Source organism: Paucibacter sp. TC2R-5 (assembly GCF_025717605.1).
In the GTDB taxonomy this organism is placed as follows: Bacteria; Pseudomonadota; Gammaproteobacteria; order Burkholderiales; family Burkholderiaceae_C; genus Paucibacter_A; species Paucibacter_A albus.
Genome location: NZ_JAJIRQ010000009.1, coordinates 205,552 through 223,806, shown reverse-complemented (window position 1 = coordinate 223,806; position 18,255 = coordinate 205,552). Strand labels below are relative to the sequence as shown.

Annotated in this window: 15 protein-coding genes; 6 read left to right on the top strand and 9 right to left on the bottom strand. The window is 62.5% G+C overall.

What is annotated here, in order from left to right:
- Positions 1-179: 179 nt before the first annotated feature.
- The 9 genes from LNV08_RS20150 to LNV08_RS20110 all read right to left on the bottom strand — a co-directional run bounded on the left by LNV08_RS20150 (position 180) and on the right by LNV08_RS20110 (position 8,478).
- On the bottom strand, positions 180-911 hold the full coding sequence (locus tag LNV08_RS20150) for a lectin (protein ID WP_414858777.1): 732 nt from the start codon (positions 909-911) through the stop codon (positions 180-182).
- Entirely contained in the window at positions 908-1,390 is a 483-nt protein-coding gene (locus LNV08_RS20145) for a c-type cytochrome (protein ID WP_263535525.1), read from the bottom strand. The genes LNV08_RS20150 and LNV08_RS20145 overlap by 4 nt, the downstream gene beginning before the upstream one ends.
- A 56-nt stretch (positions 1,391-1,446) precedes the next feature.
- Positions 1,447-2,448 (bottom strand): SMP-30/gluconolactonase/LRE family protein, encoded by a 1,002-nt coding sequence (locus tag LNV08_RS20140; RefSeq protein ID WP_263535524.1) that lies wholly within the window; start codon positions 2,446-2,448, stop codon positions 1,447-1,449.
- A 20-nt stretch (positions 2,449-2,468) separates the two neighbouring features.
- Positions 2,469-3,182 carry a c-type cytochrome gene (locus LNV08_RS20135; RefSeq protein ID WP_263535523.1) on the bottom strand — a complete coding sequence of 238 codons (714 nt, stop codon included), beginning with the start codon at positions 3,180-3,182 and terminating at the stop codon, positions 2,469-2,471.
- 66 nt (positions 3,183-3,248) lie between these two features.
- Entirely contained in the window at positions 3,249-3,833 is a 585-nt protein-coding gene (locus tag LNV08_RS20130) for a peroxiredoxin (protein WP_263535522.1), read from the bottom strand.
- Between the two features lie 15 nt (positions 3,834-3,848).
- A complete protein-coding gene (locus LNV08_RS20125) occupies positions 3,849-4,268 on the bottom strand; it encodes a hypothetical protein (protein WP_263535521.1) in 420 nt (139 codons plus the stop codon).
- Positions 4,269-4,460: 192 nt separating this feature from the next.
- Entirely contained in the window at positions 4,461-5,915 is a 1,455-nt protein-coding gene (locus LNV08_RS20120; RefSeq protein WP_263535520.1) for a DUF1501 domain-containing protein, read from the bottom strand.
- A gap of 37 nt (positions 5,916-5,952) precedes the next feature.
- A complete protein-coding gene (locus tag LNV08_RS20115; protein WP_263535519.1) occupies positions 5,953-8,304 on the bottom strand; it encodes a DUF1549 and DUF1553 domain-containing protein in 2,352 nt (783 codons plus the stop codon).
- Positions 8,305-8,313: 9 nt separating this feature from the next.
- Positions 8,314-8,478 (bottom strand): hypothetical protein, encoded by a 165-nt coding sequence (locus LNV08_RS20110; RefSeq protein ID WP_263535518.1) that lies wholly within the window; start codon positions 8,476-8,478, stop codon positions 8,314-8,316.
- Between the two features lie 385 nt (positions 8,479-8,863).
- Here LNV08_RS20110 and LNV08_RS20105 point away from each other — a divergent pair, with 385 nt between their 5' ends.
- From LNV08_RS20105 to LNV08_RS20080, 6 genes are all read left to right on the top strand, one after another.
- Positions 8,864-11,659 (top strand): TonB-dependent receptor, encoded by a 2,796-nt coding sequence (locus LNV08_RS20105; RefSeq protein ID WP_263535517.1) that lies wholly within the window; start codon positions 8,864-8,866, stop codon positions 11,657-11,659.
- A 190-nt stretch (positions 11,660-11,849) separates the two neighbouring features.
- Positions 11,850-14,333 carry a DUF1549 and DUF1553 domain-containing protein gene (locus tag LNV08_RS20100; RefSeq protein WP_263535516.1) on the top strand — a complete coding sequence of 828 codons (2,484 nt, stop codon included), beginning with the start codon at positions 11,850-11,852 and terminating at the stop codon, positions 14,331-14,333.
- A gap of 22 nt (positions 14,334-14,355) precedes the next feature.
- Entirely contained in the window at positions 14,356-15,786 is a 1,431-nt protein-coding gene (locus tag LNV08_RS20095) for a DUF1501 domain-containing protein (protein WP_263535515.1), read from the top strand.
- Positions 15,787-15,873: 87 nt separating this feature from the next.
- On the top strand, positions 15,874-16,251 hold the full coding sequence (locus LNV08_RS20090) for a cytochrome c (RefSeq protein WP_263535514.1): 378 nt from the start codon (positions 15,874-15,876) through the stop codon (positions 16,249-16,251).
- A complete protein-coding gene (locus LNV08_RS20085; RefSeq protein WP_263535513.1) occupies positions 16,248-16,649 on the top strand; it encodes a hypothetical protein in 402 nt (133 codons plus the stop codon). The genes LNV08_RS20090 and LNV08_RS20085 overlap by 4 nt, the downstream gene beginning before the upstream one ends.
- 45 nt (positions 16,650-16,694) lie before the next feature.
- Positions 16,695-18,254 carry an MdtA/MuxA family multidrug efflux RND transporter periplasmic adaptor subunit gene (locus tag LNV08_RS20080; protein ID WP_263535512.1) on the top strand — a complete coding sequence of 520 codons (1,560 nt, stop codon included), beginning with the start codon at positions 16,695-16,697 and terminating at the stop codon, positions 18,252-18,254.
- Position 18,255: the final 1 nt, after the last annotated feature.

Genomic DNA, 18,255 nt, shown 5'->3' with positions numbered 1-18,255 from the left:
GTTCCAGTCCTGCACGGGAAGGAAGCGAATCGAGCTTGCATATACGCAGCTTGAATGTCTGGATGAAGGAAGGACTGCTAGCGGGGTGGCTAGGCAAAAGGAAAAGCGGGCCTGCACCAAAGACTTGGCACAGGCCCGCTCAAACACGGCCCATCAGCCCATCAGGCCAAGACAGGCTCTCAATTTGGCGCGAAGCAGTACAGCAGACCAGCGCCGCCGGTGGACACCAGGTTCGCCTGGCTGCAACCCCGGCTGCCATGCGTGGAGTTCCACGATGTGTTGCCGCCGCCGGTGCGGTCATGGTGACCCAGTTGCACCGAGCCTTCGGCGCTGCTGCTGTAGTTGCGGCAGGTCTTGTCGGCTGCATCGGTGAACGCGCGTCCGTCGGGCTGCGAGCCGGTCAGGATGTCATGTTCATTGGGGCGGTCACCCACACCTTTGACCGGCTCGTTCTTCTCGGTCAGCGCGGTGGCACGGGTCACGTTGTTGCCCAGGCGGGCCTCGTCCAGCGTGTCGCCGTGCAGATGCGAGAGATTTTTGGCGACGACCGCACCGCGCACATTGGTCCAGGGGCCGTTGCCAATGCGGTCGCGGGCATTGACGGCCGGCTGGCCGTCCAGCGCCTGCGTGCTCAGATAAGCGCGCCAGGTTTTGCCGCCCTGCCCCGCCGTTGCAGCCAGCTTTTGGCAATGCGCGTCGGCACCGGCCAGGCCGCCCAGGTTGGCGCCGTTACCGGCACCGCTGCTGGTCACGAAGAAGCTGAAGTCTTTGACCGCCGCTGGTGTGGGCGGCGCTGATGCTGGCGTCGCCGCAGTAGCCGGCGCAGTTTGGGCTTGCACAAAGCCGCAAAGACCCAGCAAGGCTGCGGCCAGCAGGGTTTGTTTGAGGGACATGTTCTTGCGCATCATCAGTCTTTCGCCTTGTAGTCATCGTGGCAGGCCTTGCAAGTGCGGCCCAGCTTGCCGAACTGCTCTTTAGTCTTGGCCGGGTCACCCAGCAAGGCGACTTCGGCCAAGGCATTTGCTTCACGGCTGAAGTTGGCGGAATACTCGGCCACCTTGGAGCCGGCGGCCCAGAGTTCGGCCTTGGCTGCGGTGTCATGCCAGCCCTTGCCGGTGTCGGTGCCAGCCGGGAACAAGCCGCCTAGCCCCGAGTTGGCCAGTGCGGCAATCGTGTTGGCGGCCTTGATGACCTCGTCCTTGTTGTACTGGCCGTCAATATTGGCCTTGACGCGGCCGTTGTTCCAGGCGATCACCTGGTAGGCCGACTGGCGCCACTTGATCAGCTGTTCTGGCTTTGGCGCTGCTTGCGCGCTGGCGGCTCCGCTGGCAGCCAAGGCGCTAAAGGCCAGGCTGGCCAGCAGGGCGAGTTTGAAGGAGCTTGTTTTCATCTACGGGGTCCTAGGTGGGTTGAGGGAAAAGCAGGGAGATTTCTATTTGCGCGCCATCACTTGGCGCGGCCGGCATAACCTGCCGTTTGCGTGGCAATCTTGTAGGCAGAGCCACGGCCAACGACATAGAGCGTGGACTTGCCCGGGCCGGCGAAGGCAAGGTTTTGCGGTGCTCGCGGCAGCGTGATCACGCCTTGGGGCTCGCCCTTGGCATTGAAGACCTGAATGCCCACCGTGCTGGCGACGAAAAGCCGACCCTGGGCATCGACAGCCAGCCCATCGGCGCCGCTGCTGGTTTGGCCGTTGTCGAGCTTGCGCCAGCCTTCGAGCTTGGCGAAGTTGCGACGCGGGCCGATGCTGCCGTCGGCGCGCAAGTCATAGGCCAGCACATATTCGCCGGCGGTGTCGGCTACATAAAGCGTCTTTTCATCCGGGCTGAGCTGGATGCCGTTGGGCCGGGTAATGTCGGCCGCCAGGCGTTCCAGCTTGCCGGCCGCGCTGATGCGGTACACGGCGGCGACCGCGTTCTCGGGCTCGCCCGGTTTCGCAATCACGCCGGAGTCGGTGAAGTACACATTGCCTCGGCTGTCCAGCACCAGGTCATTGGGCCGCCCGAACGGCTTGCCTTCCCAGCTGTCGGCCAGCGTGCGGGCCTTGTCGAGCGGGTAGACGACGCCGACGCGGGGCTGGTCCACTTGCACCGCATAGAGCTCGCCGCTGGCGCTCAGCCCCAGACCGTTGGAGCCATTGCTGTTCTCCAGAAAGGGGCTGGTCTGGCCATCGGCCGCAATGCGGGTGATGCGTTTGTCTTGCGTCTCGGTGAAGATAAAGCCGCCGTCGGGCAGGCCCAGCGGGCCTTCGGTGCCCTTGAAGCCCTGCTTGATGAACTGCACCGGCGTGCCGGCCGCCACCACACCGGCGATGGCCGGGGTTTGGGTCGGCGTGTCGGCCGGCGGCTGATTGGCTGGCGGGGTTTGCTGGGCCTGGGCACTGGCCGTTAGGAGCGCGGCGGCTGCGGCCAGCAAATGTCGGGTGGGGCCAAAGGCAAAGAGAGTCATGGGGGAGATTTCCTTGTGGTTCAAAGGGCGGAGAGATGAGAGATCAAGGCGTCGATGTCGGCATCGCTGAGCTGGCGTGCCACCGGGCCCATCACGGCAGGGGCGACCTCGCTGCGCGAGCCATCACGCAGGGTCCAGAGCTGGCGCTTCAGGTAATTCAAGTCCTGGCCGGCCAGCACCGGTGCTGCTTGGCCAGCGATGCCACGCCCTTGTTCGCCATGGCAGGCGGCGCAGGCGGCGATGCCCTTTGATGCATCGCCCTGCGCCAGTAGTTGCTCGGCGCGCGCATTCAATCTGGAGCCCGTTCCGCTGCTGCCACGCATGGGCGGTAGCGCCGCAAAGTAAGCAGCAATGTCTTGCAAGTCCTCGGTGCTGACGGTGCGCGCCATCAAGGCCATGCTGGCGTTGTCGCGTTTATTGCTGCGGAAATGCTCGATCTGGCGCAACAGGTAGTCGGCCGGCTGGCCCGCCAGCTTGGCAAAAATACCTTCGCTGTGATGAGCCGGGCCCTGGCCGTTCTCGCCATGGCATTCGAAGCAGCGCTCGGTGTCGCCCTTCTCATGGCCCAACTGGGCGCTGGGCTGGCGAGGCTGAAGCGCGACAGGAGCCGCCACCTTGGCCTGCACTTTCGCTTGCGCCTTGGGAACGGGCTTGGCGGCTGCCCAAGCCATGCCTGCGGGCAGGGCAAGTCCGATGCAGAGCCAGGCCGCCGCGTTTGCTAGGGAATGAATCATCAATGAGCGAAGCTGGAAAGGTTCGAAGTAAGTGAAGAAGGGTCAGGTCTTGCTTCCAGCATCAGCTCAGCGTTTCGAGGCCGACGACAGTTTTTGCACCGTCTGCAACGCCTGGGCCACGTTCTCGGCCGGCGTCAGCCCACCCAGCGTGGCGGCGATGCGACCGTCCGGGGTGACCACAAAGGTGGTGCGCTCGGCAAAGCCATGGTCGATGTCTTGGCCGCGCGAGTCCTTGCGGCCGGCCGCCGCCTCGCGCACATTGAGCTCGTAAGCGCGGGCGATCTTGCCGTCGGCATCGCTGGCCACCGAGAGCTTGCCGGCGCAGTAATCCGGATCGGCCGAGAACTCCTTGAGCCGGCCAATGCTGTCCAGCGACAGGCCCACGACCGTGGCGCCGGCCGCTTTGAACTGGTCGATCTGAGTGGCAAAGGTATGGGCCTGAATATTGCAGCCGCCGGTATAGGCAGAGGGATAGAAGTAAACGACGACCGGACCAGCTTTCAGCGCGTCTTTCAGCGCGTAGCTATAAGCCTTGCCGGCCAGCGCAGCCTCGACCTTGAAGTCAGGGGCGGGGTCGCCGGCCTTCAGCGCGGCATGGCTAGGCAAGGCGATGGCCAAGAGCGTGGTGAGCAAAGCAAGTTTGAGTTTCATGGCGAAGGGCTTTCTTCAGGATTTCTTGTAAAAGGTGTGGCAACTGCGGCAGGCGCGCGAGATCGCCGTGGCCGAATCGGTGGCGGCATCGAACTGGCTGGCGCCGACTTGTTTGATGATGGCGGCGCTGAGTTCTTTGCTCTTCTTGGCCAGCTCTACCGCATCCAGCGCGTCGCCCTTGGCGCTGAAATGCGCCTCGACCTGGGCGAACAGCGGCTGCAACTCGCGCGCGTCCGAGCTGCTGGCCTTGACGTCGCGCAGCGCAATATTCGAGGACAGGCTTTTATTCAGGTCCTCGATGGTTTGCATCAGGTCGATGTCCAACTCGCCCTCGGCGGAGCCGGCCGGGCCGCAGGCCACGCTCAGGCATAACAGCAAACCAGGCGCCCAAGCGGCGCTCCCCCGAGGGCAAATTCTTGTGAATAGTTTCAACATATCAATTCGAGAAAAGCGAATAGCGCGGATCAGGCGAATCAAGCGAACAAGGCAGCATGTGCGTAGAAATTAAAGGCTAGGCCCGCAGGCCATGTACAAGCGCCTGCGGGCATCCCCCTACTTCCTCTCCTTCTTCCTCTTCTTCCCCTTCTTCCCCTTCTTCCTTCCTCTCGCTACTTCCCTTCCTCTTTACTAAGCCAGCAATTCCTTGATGACCTTGCCGTAGACCACCGTCGGGCGCTCGGAGCGGCCGTTGTTCAGATAAGTGGTCTTCAGATGGTCCAGACCCAGGAGCTGCAGCACGGTGGCATGCAGGTCATAGGTGTCGACCGCGGTGTCCTTGTCGGCCACTTGCAGGCCGATCTCGTCGGTGCCGCCATAGGTCGTGCCGGCCTTGACGCCGCCGCCGGCCAGCCAGGTTGTGTAGCCCCAAGGGTTATGGTCGCGGCCGGAGCCGCTTTCGCCCCAGGGTGTGCGGCTGAACTCGCTGGTCCAGACCACCAGCGTCGACTCCAGCAGGCCACGCGACTTCAGATCGGCCAGCAAGCCGGCGATCGGCTTGTCCACCATCTTGGCCATCACGCCGTGGTTCTCGTCCAGGTTGTTGTGCGCGTCCCAGCTGCGGCGGTTATCACCTTCGCCAGCGTTCTGCGGGTAACCCGATACCACCTGGACAAAACGAACACCTCGCTCGACCAGCCGGCGTGCGCGCAAGAGCACCTCGCCGTAGCTTTCGCTGGTCTTGTCGTCGATGCCGTAGAGCTTCTTGGTGGCATCGGTTTCAGTCGCCAGGCTGACCGCATCGGGCGCGGCTTCCTGCATGCGCTCGGCCAGCTCATAGGCACGCAGGCGGGCGCGCAGCTCGCTGTCGTTGGGGTATCGCGCCGCGCTGCTGGTGTTCAGGTGCTTGAGCAGATCCAGCTGGCTGCGTTGCTGCTTGGCCGTGCGCAGCTCCGGGCGGTCCAGATAGAGGATGGGCGAATCGCCAGGACGAAAGGCCGTGCCCTGGTAGACGGCGGGCAAAAAGCCCGAGTTCCAGTTTTGCGAGCCGGCTTGCGGCTCACGGTCGCTGTTGTAGAGCACCACATAAGGCGGCAGATTCGGGTTGGCCGTGCCCAGCGCATAGCTGACCCAGGCGCCCAGCGAAGGCCGGCCGGGGTTCAGATCGCCCGTGTTGAGCTTGAGAATGGAGATGTCATGCGTGGCGCCTACCGTCACGCTGGACTTGATAAAGGCGATCTTGTCCGCATGCTCGGCCAGGTTGGGCAGCAGATTGGAGAACCAGGCGCCGCTTTCTCCGTACTGCTTCCAGGTCCGCTCTTTCGACACCCAGAGCTTGTTGACGCCGCCCTGGGTGCTGGTCTTGATGCCCTTCATGAAGGAGGCCGGCACGGCCTGGCCGGCGAGCTTTTGCAGCTCGGGCTTGTAGTCGTACAAGTCCAGGGTGCTGGGCGCGCCGTTCTGATGCAGCCAGATCACCGACTTGACCTTGGCGCCGAAATGCGGGTTCTTGGGTGCCAGCGGATCGGCCAGCTCTGAGGCCAGTGCGGCCTGGAAGCCGCCCAGGCCGGGGATCAAGCCCGACAGAGCCAGGCCGGCGCCGCCGGTGCGGAGGATGAAATCACGTCGTGCGTTGTTATTGCTCATTGTTCTTTCTCGTCGAAGTTTGTTGAATGAAGGCCGCTCAGAACCGATAGGCAAAGTCGTTGGAATTGGCCACCGTGTGAACCAGGTCCACAAAGGCCGCAGCGCGCAGCGGGTTGCCCACCGCATCGGCCTGCTTCAGGCCGGTAGGCACGGCGACTTCAAACTTGCCGCCATTCAGGCCCTTGCTGGCGATCAGTTTTTCCTGCTGATTCAAGAAGGCCACCAAGGCGGCGCGTTCCGCCTTGGTCGGCACGCGGGCAAACAGGGTTTCATAGAGGCGGTCAAGCTGGGCGTTTTCACCGCCCTTGCCTGCCTCGTTGATGACGCGGCCGGCCAAGGCTTGCGACCAGGCGAAGGTCACATCGCTGTTGAACAGCGTCAGCGCCTGCAGCGGCGTGGTCGTCACATCGCGCTTGTGATGCGGCTGCACCGGGTTGGCCGGGTCGAAGTTGACGGTCAGCGGGTAAGGCACGCTGCGACGCACAAAGGTGTAGATGCTGCGGCGGCGCGATTCTTCATCGCTGCGCGGCTCTTGCCAAAGATTGCCGGCGCCGAGCTGCTTGGGCACCGGCGGGAACACTGCCGGGCCACCGACCTTGTCGACCAGCTGGCCCGAGGCATAAAGCAGCGAGTCACGCAGCGCTTCGGCCTCCAGACGTTTGCGCGGGAACACGGCCAGCAGCTTGTTCTCCGGGTCGAGCTTGACCACCTCTTGGCGTTCGTCGGAAGACTGGCGATAAGCGCTGGACAGCAGAATTTCGCGGTGCAGTTGCTTGACGCTCCAGCCCTTCTTGACGAAGTCGGCCGCCAGCCAATCGAGCAGCTCCGGATGCGTGGGCTTGGCGCCGGCACGGCCGAAGTCCTGCACCGTGGTGATCAGGCCCTTGTCGAAATACTGGCTCCAGATGCGGTTGACATAGACGCGCGCGGTCAGCGGGTTTTTTTCGTTAGTCAGCCAACTGGCCAATGCAGCACGGCGACCCGAGCTTTTATCCGTAGGCACGATTTCGGGCTGAGCGCCACCGGCGAGCCACAAAGCCGGAATGCCGGGCTTGACCTCGTCGGTGGGCTTTTCATGCACGCCACCAAAGCGCACAAAGGTCGGCGGCACGTCCTTGCTCAGCTCCAGCGCGGTGGTGAAGTTATTGGTCAAACCTTCGTTGGCAGGTTTTGGCTTTTGCTTGTCGAACTTGGCCAATTCGGCCGTCAGCTTTTGGTATTCCTTCCAGTCGGCCACGACTTCGGGCGTGTGCGCCTCGAAATTACTGTCCTCGCCGGCCAGGCGCAAATAGGCCTGGGCTGCCTGCGCATCGGTGGAGACATGCTTGTGGCGGAAATTGACCCAGCGGTCCAGCGCCGTCCATTCCTGCTCGGGCTTGAACAAGGCATCGCGTGTGTCGGTCAGGTAGCGCTCTTTTTGGTACTTGACACCGGCGGCGGTGTACTTTGCCGTGAGCGCGCGCTGCTTGTCGCGGATATCCTTGGTCAGCGCCTGATAGGCTTTTTGCGCCTTGTCGAACTCGGGGTCCACCGGCGGTTTTTCTTTCAGCGGCGCGCGGTCCTCAAACGATGTGTTTGCAAAAAAGGCCTGCAGCTGGAAGTATTCCTTCTGGCTGACCCGATCAGCCTTGTGGTTATGGCAGCGGGCGCAACCGATGGTGCTGGCCAAGAGGGTCTCGCCGACCAGGTCGGTGATGTCGGTCTCGATCTGGTACTTGCGCTGCACCATATCGCGTGAGTTGTTGTTATCCGGGTAGCCGGCGATGAAGCCGGTCGCGATCTTGGCCTCCTGGTCATCTGGATAGAGCTCGTCACCGGCGATCTGCTCCTTCACAAAGCGATCAAAAGGCTTGTCCTTGTTGAAGGCATTGATGACGTAGTCGCGATAGAGGTAGTTGTTGGCGCGTGTGGTGTCATTCTGGAAGCCGGAGCTGTCGGCATAACGGGCCAGGTCCAACCACCGGCGCGCCTGGCGCTCGCCGAAATGATGCGAGGCCAGCAGCCTGTCGGCCAGCTTCTCGTAAGCCTGCGGCGACTTGTCCTCGACAAAGGCTTTGACCTCTTCGGGCGTGGGCAGCAAGCCCCAGGCGTCCAAAGTGGCGCGGCGGATGTATGCACCGCGCTCGGCGTCCTTGCTGGGCTTGAGGCCGGCGGTTTCCAGCTTGGCCAGCACAAAGGCGTCGACGGGAGAGCGCACCCATTGAGCCGCTTTGACCGTGGGCACGGCAGGTGCTTGCACCGGCCCGTAAACCGACCAGGCTTTGGCTGAGGCGGGTTTAGCACTGGCGGCCGCATCCAGAGCAGCAGCTTTTTCTGGTGCTGCCCAGGCCGATGACAGCGCGAGCAAACCCAGTGCAAGCGAAAAATACAGTTCTTTTTTCTTATTCATGCGTTGACCTCAATCACCTATTTGAATTTCAAAGATTGGATGGATAGACAGGCTGACAAAACTCTCTGTGACTGAGGCCTTGGTTAGCAAGCTCCGTGCCTGTTTTAAATAATCTGAAATCAAATGAAAAACCAAGCTAAGCCCTTGATTCATCAATATATTCAAAGAGCGCATGAGCTCATTTGATTTATGCAGCCAGCAATTCAACAGCATCGGCTGGTTTTTCAACACTTGGATTGGTGAGCTGCTGCGCTGGAAGCAGCGCTCACGCAATGAATCTGCAGCGGGCCTGCAAAGATCGGCTGCTGTTTTCCCAACAGCGAAACTCGCTTTGCTGCTGCCGCGCTGTTGAATTTGCAGCAGCAGAAATCTCTGAGATTCATAGATTGACTCAGGGATTCAAGTAGCGGTCAAAAACAAGGCGAAAACCCCAATGTTTCTGGCCTGTTGTGCATATGCATATAAGCTTTTCTGCTAGGCACGGCCTGTGCTTATGAGTTCGTTGTACGCAGTTTCAAACTCGACAACAGCACAACCCATAACCAAGAGCAGGTCCTCAGTGAGCAACAAGCATTTCTCTATCCCATCAAACACCCGCCGCGCCCAAGCCGGCTTCCGTCTGGCACCGATCGCCCTTGCCTTTGTGGGCCTGTTTGGCAGCGCCTCGGTCTTTGCACAAACGGCCGCGGCCGAAGCCGTCAGCACAGGCGACGCAGCCAAAGCCGCCGACACCGCCAAGGCGGCAGATGCAGCCAGCGGCAGCGATGCCCTGGCTCTGGACGGCATCACCGTACGCAGCCGCGTGCGTATCGAGCGCTTGCAAGATGTGCCCTTGTCGATCTCGGTCGTGCAAGGCACGGAGATCGAACGCCTGAGCGCCTACGGCATCGAGGCCGTGACCCGCCGCGCGGCCAATGTGTCCTGGAACCTGGGCAACCAGCGCACCAGCAGCATCGCGATCCGAGGCATCGGCAAGGTCGGCCAGACCGAGGCGCAAGACCCCAGCGTCGGCGTCATCGTGGACGGCGTGGCCTATGCCTACAACGCGCTGACCTCCAGCTTTGACTTCGTCGACATCGACACGGTTGAAGTTACGCGCGGCCCGCAGGGCACCTTGCTGGGCAAGAACAACAGCGTCGGTACGCTGATCTTCAATACCCGCAAGCCGTCCTTCACTTCGACGGCCGACTACAAGCTGGAGTTCCGCCAGGACCGCGGCCTGTTCGCCTCGGCCGCTGCCGGCGGCGCCGTCATCGATGACTTGCTGGCCTACCGGGTGGCCTTCTCGGTCAATCGCGGCGAAGGCGATATCAAGAATATCTACAACCCCGACGTCACCTACACCAACAAGGACCGCGTGTCCGGGCGCTTGCAATTCCTGCTGACGCCAACCCAGGATTTCAACGCCCGCTTGTCCTTTGACTTGCAGCCACGCGCTGGCGAGTCCACCAACGGCCGCAGCTTCAGCAAGCCCACCCCCCCGACCTATTTGAACGGCGAGCCGGTGGCTACAGCGGTTTCAAAGTTTGAGCGGCGCTGGTTCAAGGACAACAAGGCCTACTCGCCCGAGCTGGCTGACAACAACATCATCAACGACGCGGCTCGCCCGCTGGTCACCGGCAGCAAGGGCGCTACCGCCGACCTGAACTGGAACCTGGGCAGCCATACGCTGACCTCGATCACCGCTTACAAGGACTACCACTTCAACGCCTATAACGACGAGAACTCGCCGTTTGATATCGCGCGCAATTCAGGCGGCTACTGGAACGATTACAGCCAAGTCAGCCAAGAATTCCGCATCACCTCGGCCACCGGAGGCTTTGTCGACTATCAAGCCGGGCTGTATTTGCTGAGCGTCAAGAACGACGCCACCTATAACAAGGGCTTCGGCAACGACGCTGGCGCCAACCTGGCCAGTGACGCGCAATACGCGGCCCTCGACGCCGATGGCAATGGCCGTTATCTGCTGCAAAGCTCACTCGCTCATCTGCGCGGCGGCTTGAGAGATACCGGCGGCGTGCAGGCCATTCAAAACAAGAGTGCGGCGATTTTTGGTCAGGCCAACTGGAATCTCAGCCCGGCTTGGACCGTGACCACTGGCGCCCGCGTCACCCGCGAAGACAGGCAGAACACCGTCGGCTCGCGCATTTTTGAGAACGGCAGCGCGCCTGAGCTGAATGCCTCGTCCATCAATGGCGTCAAGCTCGGTGGCTTTGACTCGTTCTGGAACAATGGCAAGACCGACAAGTGGGCCTTGAACGGCAATACGGTGGCCGCCGGCACCCCCGGTGCCACCCTGGTGGCAGCCGGAAAATACGCGCTGACGACCGACAGCCGTGACGCTGCAGCAGTCGCCACCGGCCAAAAGCAAGCCGACTTCGCGGCCAAGAAGTACTTCAACGCCGCCAGCTGGGCCGCCTTGACCGACGCGCAGAAGAAGCAACTCTTTTACGCGCAAGCGATCCGCAAGGCCGCCGTCGGCGTGCTGTCCAATGATGTGGAAGCCACACCGTACAAGGCGACCCAGCCGACCCTGCTGCTGAGCCCGAGCTACAAGGTCAACCCGGATGTCACGACCTATGCCTCCTTCCAGCATGGCGAGAAGGCCGGCATCGCGCAGGTCTACAACGGCAAGCCTTACGCGGTTGAAGCCGAGAAGACCGACAGCTTCGAGCTCGGCGTGAAGTCGGCGCTGCTGGGTCGCAGCTTGATTCTGAATGCAGCCGTCTACCAGTCCAGGATCACCAACTACCAACAGTTGGTGCGGGTGATTGATGACTACGCGACCGAACAGGCAGTGGCCGCTGATCCGAAGGCGATTCCCGTCTACGCCGGCATCACCGGCAATGTGCCGCGCGTGAAGCTCTACGGTCTGGAACTGGACGGCTTCTACAGCGGCATCAGGAATACCACGCTGCGCTTCTCGGGTGCACTCAACAACGTCACTTACGACAAGTTCCCTAATGCGGGCTTCCCGGTTGAAGAAGGCAATGTGGCCGTGCCGGCGGGCAAGGATTTGAGTGGTCGCCAGTTGCCCGGCGCGCCGAAGTACAGCTTCAATGTCGGCGGCGACTACAACCTGCCGGTGGCGGGCGACAAGATTGTGCGCGGCAGCGTCAATCTGGCCTATAGCAGCAGCTACTACTCGGATAACGCTTTGTCGATCTATTCGGTGATCCCGTCCAGCTATGTGGTCGATGCCGGCATCGGCTTTGGTCGACGTGACAAGGGCTTCGAAGTGATGTTGCTGGCCAAGAATTTGCTGAATGACAAGACGCCGCAGTCGCAGACCTGGAACAGCACTTCGCCGGCGGTGCCGCGCTCCTTCGCGATCTCGTTCAGCGGCAGGATCTAAGGCCTGTTGCCCGAAACCATGCGCTGTTGCCGTCGCAGCAGCGCATGGTCCGCCACTGTTTGAATCGAAGCAGCCGCAGCCCGCTGCGCTGCTGAAAACGAAGCAAATCAGCGCCAAGAGCTAAGCAAAAAGCTGGCGCGGATTTTGCGTACAAGGCTTGAAGCCACCTCTAGCCATCAAAGGTTCAGCCATGAAAAAAACTTTCAGCGCCGCCGTCCTGCTGGGTCTGTCGACCCTGGCCGCACATGCGGCCGAAACCACCTCCATTCCGGCCACGGCCGTCGCGGCCAAGGCTCCTGCAGCCAAGGCCTGGGCCTACCAGCCCGTCCAGCGCCCGGCCGATCCAGACGTCAAATTGAAGAGCTGGGTACGCTCGCCCATTGACGGCTTTGTGTTGGCCAAACTGGAGGCCAAAAACCTCAAGCCCTCGCCCGAGGCCGACCGTGCCACCTTCATCCGCCGCGCCACGCTGGATGCCTGGGGCCTGATCCCGACGCCCGAAGAAGTCAAGGCCTTCGTCAATGACAAATCGCCCAAGGCGCATGAGAAGCTGATCGACCGCCTGCTGGCTTCGCCGCGCTATGGCGAGCGCCAGGGCCGCCGCTGGCTGGACCTGTCACGTTATGCCGACAGCGACGGCTATAACGCCGACGGCACCCGCCCGAATATCTGGCGCTACCGTGATTACGTGGTCAATGCCTTCAACCAAGACAAGCCTTTTGATCGCTTCATCAAGGAGCAGATCGCCGGTGATGAGCTCTGGCCCAATAACACCGAGGCCCTGGTGGCGACAGGTTTTCTGCGCAACTTCCCCGACGAAGTCAATGCGCGCGACCTGAACCTGAAAAAGCAAGAAGTCGCCAACGACCTGACCGACACCGTCGGCTCGGTCTTCCTCGGCACCACCTTCAATTGCGCGCAATGCCACGATCACAAATCCGACAAGATTACGCAAAAAGAGTATTACCAATTCCAGGCCTATTTCGTCAATGCCAGCTGGCGCGATGACGTCAAGCCGCTGCAGGGCAAGGAGCTGGCCGACTACGACCTCAAACTGAGCAAGTGGGAAGAGGCGACCAAGGACATACGCGCCCAGCAGGACGCCTTGCTCAAGCCGGTGATCGAAAAAGCGGAGAGCGACCGCCTGTCAGGCTTTGTGCCCGCGACGCGCGAGTCCATCACCAAGCCCGCCGCCGAACGTAACGCCTATGACCGCTGGATCTATCACCGCAATCTGTGGACGCTGCAGGGCCGCACCCGCAATGCCGCCACCACGCTGAAGACCAAGGACAAGGAAGCCTATGCCAAGTACGAGGCGCTGGCGGCCGAGCTGAAGAAGTTCGACCATCTGAAGCCCAAGGACCCTGGCCAAGTCTCCACCATGACCGAACTCGGCCATGCCGATGCGCCGCCGACTTATGTGTTGTTCAAGGGCATTTTCGACCAGCCCCTGGCCGAGGTGCAGCCCGGTGTGCCGGCGCTGCTGAGCAGCAAGCAGCCCGAGATCAAGCCCTTTCCTAACTCATCGGGTCGACGTGCCGCCTTGGCCGACTGGCTGGCCAGCGCCGATAACCCACTGACCGCGCGCGTCTATGTCAACCGCCTGTGGACCGAGACCTTCGGCACCGGCATCGTCGACACGGTCAGCGACTTCGGCCGTATGGGCTCCAAGCCCACCCATCCCGAGCTGATCGACTACCTGGCGAGCAACTTCGTCAAGAACGGCTGGAGCGTCAAGAAGCTGCAAAAAGAGATTTGGCTGTCGGCCGTCTACCGCCAAAGCTCGCTGCCACGCACCGACACGCAGATCATTGACCCGGCCAACAAGCTGCTGTGGGCCTTCCCGCGCCAGCGCCTGGAAGCCGAACAGCTGCGCGACTCGCTGCTGGCTGCCTCCGGCCTGCTGGAAGAAAAGCTCGGCGGCCCGGCCGTCTACCCTCCCCTGCCGCCGAATATGGACATCGGCGGCCAGCGCCAGGCCTGGCCCACCAGCGAGAACCCGCATGACCACCACCGCCGCAGCCTCTATGTCTTCGTGCGCCGCAACACGCCCTACCCGCTCCTGGACACTTTCGACTGGGCCAACCCGCAGCTGGTGCACAACAAGCGCGAAGTGACCACCACCGCGCCGCAAGCCTTGACCCTGTTCAACAGCGATCTGGTTTATGACTGGTCCAAGGCGCTGGCCGGCCGCGTGATCCGCGAGGCCCCGAGCAGCGAGACGGCGCAGATCGAGCGGCTGTATCAGATCCTCTATGCCCGCGCACCTGAGAAGGCCGAAGTGGCCCGTCTCCAAGGCTTCTTGAACGCCCAGGAGGCGATCACGCAGAAGCAGATCGCCGACGGCAAAAAGCTGCCCAAGCCGGAAGGTTTTGGGGTCAGCGAAGACGCCAGCAAGCAGATCGACAAGTTCTACCAGGCGATGCTGGGCCGCAGCGCCGATCGCTATGAGCGCGCCTCCTTCGTCAAGCATCTGGAGAGCCAACAAGACAAGCTGGCCAAGGCCCAGCCGGGCGATGAAGAAGGCGACGACGCTTCGTCCGGCGGCAGTGCTGCCAAAAAGGCCGGCAGCAAAAAGGCCGACGCCAACAAGCTCAATCCGGCGCGCGCCGCCGCCTTTGTGGACATGGTGCATGCGCTGGCCAATGCCAATGAATTCACCTACCGCTTCTAAGCGATCTAAGGACATCAACATCATGAGCAACACGACCTCCCGCCGCAATTTCCTCGGCCAAGCCAGTGCCGCCGCAGCGGCCGCCAGTGGGCTGACCGGCCTGGGTATCTCAGGCGCCGCCTGGGCTTCCGAGCTGGACGACCCGCAAGCACCGAAGCAGCCGCATTTTCCGGCCAAGGCCAAGGCCGTCATCTGGCTGCATATGGCCGGCGCGCCCAGCTCGCTGGACCTGTATGACTACAAGCCCGATCTGATCAAGCTGAATGGAAAGCCGCTGCCGGACTCCTTCGCCAAGAATCTCAAGACCGCCACCGATGGCGGCGTGGGCAATCTCTTGGCCACCAAGCGAACTTGGAAGCAATACGGCGAGACGGGCGCCTGGGTCTCCGATTGGCTGCCCAATATCGCCAAGCAGGTGGACGACATCGCCTTCTTGAAGGGCAGCAAGACCGATGGCAGCACCCATGTGATCGCCTCGCTCAAGCTGCACACCGCCGGCCTGGTGCCGGGTCGCCCGGCCTTGGGCGCCTGGGTGCAATATGCGCTGGGTTCCAACAATCCCGATCTGCCCGCCTTCGTGGTCTTGCCCACGGGCAAGGGCGCGGCCGGTGGCGGCCGTGGCCAGGTGATCTGGAGCTCAGGTTTCTTGCCGGCGGTGTTCCAGGGCACGGCCTTCCGCCAGGGCGATTCGCCGATCCTGCATCTGGCCCGCCCAGACCTGGTCAGCGATGATGCGCAGCGCAATGCATTGAGCCTGCTGAAGGAACTCAATGAGCGCCAATCAGGTAAATACGCCGGCGACACCGAGTTGCAAGCCCGCACCAAGAGCTATGACATGGCTTACCGCATGCAAACCTCGGCGCCTGAGGCGGTGGACCTGAGCAAGGAATCGGCCGCCACCAAGGCGCTCTACGGCATCGGCACCAAGGAAACCGACGAGTACGGCACAGCGCTCTTGCGCGCACGCCGCCTGGTCGAGCGCGGTGTGCGTTTTGTGCATTGCATCTCCGGCGCGCCCGACAACTCGGTCGACAGCTGGGACGCACACAACGGCATCGAGCGCAACCACAGCGTGATGACCAAGCAGGTCGACAAGCCGGTGGCCGCCTTGCTGGCCGATCTGAAGGCGCTGGGCCTGCTGGAAACCACGCTGGTGGTCTGGACCAGCGAGTTCGGCCGCACGCCGTACGGCCAGAGCGGCAACGGCCGTGACCACAACCCCTGGGGCTATACGCAATGGGTAGCCGGTGGCGGCATCAAGCCAGGCACCTATGGCGCGACGGACGAGGTCGGCCTACGCGCGGTCAGCGGCATCGTCGACACCTACGACCTGCAAGCCACCATCCTGCATCAGCTCGGCCTGGATCACAAAAAGGTCACTTTCACCTACCAGGGTCGTGCAGAGCGCCCAGCCACCGTATTCGGCGAGGTCGTAAAAGACATCCTCGCCTGATTTTCAGCCACGCCATTGAAGCCCGGTGATCTCTCACCGGGCTTCGTTTTGTGGGCTTTACCAATTACAACTTTTGCTTGTTTGCTTATGCCTAGGTTTGCTGTATTTCTTCTCGTCACGCTGATGATTTTGGTCGGCCCCGCGGGCTCGGCCGGTTACGAGGTCGATGCCGACAATATGCGTGCCATCGAAGACACGATGAAGAGCCTGGATTCGCATGTCGCACTGAAAGAGGCCAAGTCAGCCGCTCAAGAGGCCAAAGAATTGGTCGGCGCCTTTGAGCAGGTGCAGGCCTATTACGTCGGCAAGGGCGACGCCGCCGACGGTATCGAGATGGCGCGCAAGACCCATGCGCTGGCCCGGCAGATTCTGCAGTCGGTCGAAGCGGGCGATTTTGAAGCGGCTTCCGGCTCGGTCACCCAGCTGGTGCGCAGTTGCAAGGCTTGCCACGACGTTTACAAATGAAACGTCTCTTGCTGGCATGCATGGCCTGGCTTTGCTTGTGCTTTGCCGTGACGGCCAGCTCGGCCACGCAAGGCGGCAGCTTGCTGGACTTCGGCATCTGGATGCGCGTGATCGACAAGCTCAGCGTGACCAGCCAACAGCGTCTGGCGCGCGGCGAATTTGAAGCGGCAGCGAACGATGCCCGCCGGCTGGGCGAGCTGTATGCGCTGATGGAAACCTTCTACCGCCAGACGGGCCGCTCGCTGGACGCCGCCGCAATCTCGCGCGAAGGCAAAGAGTTGGCCGCGCAGGCGGTGCTGCAAATCCAGGCGCAGCAGATGGATGCCGCCGCCGATGGCCTGCTGAAGATTGCGCGCGCCTGCAACGACTGCCACGACGAATACAAGCCGGTGCGCTGAAGCGCTGCAAGTGCCCCTACACAAGACACCCCCATTTTTCTCTCCATGAATTCGTCCACCAACACGCCATCTTCATCATCACCGTCAGCAGCTAAAAAAGCGCTGCCCTGGGCCATCGCCACCTTGCTGACCTTGGGCACAGGTGGCGCCTGGTGGGCCTATGCCCAACGCAGCGAAAGCGCCGCCGCAGCCAGCGCCTCAGCAAGTAGCGCGGCCAGCGCGCCAGGCAAGCCCGCCAGCGGCGCCCGCTTTGGCGGCGGCCGCATCCAGCCGGTCAGCGTGGCGAGCGTTGCCAAACGCGATATCCAGGTCACGGTCAGCGCCATCGGCACGATCTCGGCCGCCAATACCGCCGTGGTCAAGGCCAAGATCGAGGGCGAACTCAAGCGCATCCATTTCAAGGAAGGCCAATGGGTGAAGGCCGGCGCGCTGCTGGCCGAGCTGGACGACCGCGCGCTGCAAATCAATCTGGCGCAGACCGAGGGCCAGCTGGCGCGCGATCAGGCCTTGCTGCAAAACGCAAGGCTGGACCTGGAGCGCTTCCGCGAGCTGTTGGCCAAGGACGCAATCGCCAAGCAACAGGTCGACACCCAGGCCGCCCAGGTGCGGCAATTGCAAGGCACGGTGCAGATTGGCCAGGCCTTGGTGGACAACGCGCGCCTACAGCTGTCGCACACCCGCATCGTGGCGCCGATTGAAGGCCGAGTCGGCCTCAAGCAGGTGGACCTGGGCAATGTGCTCAAGCCCGGTGATGCGGGCGGGCTGATCAGCATTGCGCAGAGCAAGCCGGTCAACGTGGTGTTCGCAGTGCCCGACACCCATCTGCGCCGCGTCAATGAACAACTGGCCGCCGGCCAGAAACTCCAGGTCGAAGCCTGGGACCGCGAGGGCCTGCGCCGCTTGGCTGTCGGCCAGCTGGGCAGCAGCGACAACGCCATCGATGCCGCCACCGGCACCATCAAGCTGAAGGCGGCGTTCCCGAATGCCGACCTGTCGCTGTTCCCGAACCAATTCGTCAATGTGCGCCTGCAATTGGCGACGCTGGAGAACCAGTTGGCCGTGCCCGCCGCAGCGCTCTTGCGCGACGGCCAAGGCAGTTACGTCTACCGCGTCGGCGAGGACAAAACGGTCAGCGTGCAGCGCGTGCAGGCCGGCGCCAGCGACCAGGGCTGGGTTAGTGTGCAAGGCGGTGGCTTGCAAGCCGGTGAGCGCATCGTTACCGACGGCGTGGACCGCTTGCGCGAAGGCTCGCAAGTCGAAGTGATCAAGCCGCAGTTCAAGGACGGACAGCCCGAGCGGGGTGGTGGTGGTGGAGGCGGGCGCGGCGGCAAGCGCGGGCAGCGCGGAGCCGATGGAGCCAGCGCGCCGGCAGCGGCGGCCAGCGTTGCCCCAGCCGTGGACAGGGCGCCCAAGGACCAGGCCAGGACCGAACGCCATGAGCGCCAAGAAGGTGAGCGCCGAGCAATCGGTCAAGGAGGCCCCGAAGGCTTCAGTCACCTGCCGCCCGAGCTGGCCGAAAAGCTGCGCGCCATGAGCCCGGACGAGCGACGCGCTTTCATCGAACAGCGCCGCGCCGAACGCGCCAAGCGCGAGGCGAGTCAGTGAA

What these genes read in the sequence shown, in the direction of transcription:
- LNV08_RS20145 (WP_263535525.1), bottom strand. Translation starts at nt 1,390, where the DNA reads ATGAAAACAAGCTCCTTCAAACTCGCCCTGCTGGCCAGCCTGGCCTTT.
- LNV08_RS20140 (WP_263535524.1), bottom strand. Translation starts at nt 2,448, where the DNA reads ATGACTCTCTTTGCCTTTGGCCCCACCCGACATTTGCTGGCCGCAGCC.
- LNV08_RS20135 (WP_263535523.1), bottom strand. Translation starts at nt 3,182, where the DNA reads ATGATTCATTCCCTAGCAAACGCGGCGGCCTGGCTCTGCATCGGACTT.
- LNV08_RS20130 (WP_263535522.1), bottom strand. Translation starts at nt 3,833, where the DNA reads ATGAAACTCAAACTTGCTTTGCTCACCACGCTCTTGGCCATCGCCTTG.
- LNV08_RS20125 (WP_263535521.1), bottom strand. Translation starts at nt 4,268, where the DNA reads ATGTTGAAACTATTCACAAGAATTTGCCCTCGGGGGAGCGCCGCTTGG.
- LNV08_RS20120 (WP_263535520.1), bottom strand. Translation starts at nt 5,915, where the DNA reads ATGAGCAATAACAACGCACGACGTGATTTCATCCTCCGCACCGGCGGC.
- LNV08_RS20115 (WP_263535519.1), bottom strand. Translation starts at nt 8,304, where the DNA reads ATGAATAAGAAAAAAGAACTGTATTTTTCGCTTGCACTGGGTTTGCTC.
- LNV08_RS20110 (WP_263535518.1), bottom strand. Translation starts at nt 8,478, where the DNA reads ATGCGCTCTTTGAATATATTGATGAATCAAGGGCTTAGCTTGGTTTTT.
- LNV08_RS20100 (WP_263535516.1), top strand. Translation starts at nt 11,850, where the DNA reads ATGAAAAAAACTTTCAGCGCCGCCGTCCTGCTGGGTCTGTCGACCCTG.
- LNV08_RS20095 (WP_263535515.1), top strand. Translation starts at nt 14,356, where the DNA reads ATGAGCAACACGACCTCCCGCCGCAATTTCCTCGGCCAAGCCAGTGCC.
- LNV08_RS20090 (WP_263535514.1), top strand. Translation starts at nt 15,874, where the DNA reads ATGCCTAGGTTTGCTGTATTTCTTCTCGTCACGCTGATGATTTTGGTC.
- LNV08_RS20085 (WP_263535513.1), top strand. Translation starts at nt 16,248, where the DNA reads ATGAAACGTCTCTTGCTGGCATGCATGGCCTGGCTTTGCTTGTGCTTT.
- LNV08_RS20080 (WP_263535512.1), top strand. Translation starts at nt 16,695, where the DNA reads ATGAATTCGTCCACCAACACGCCATCTTCATCATCACCGTCAGCAGCT.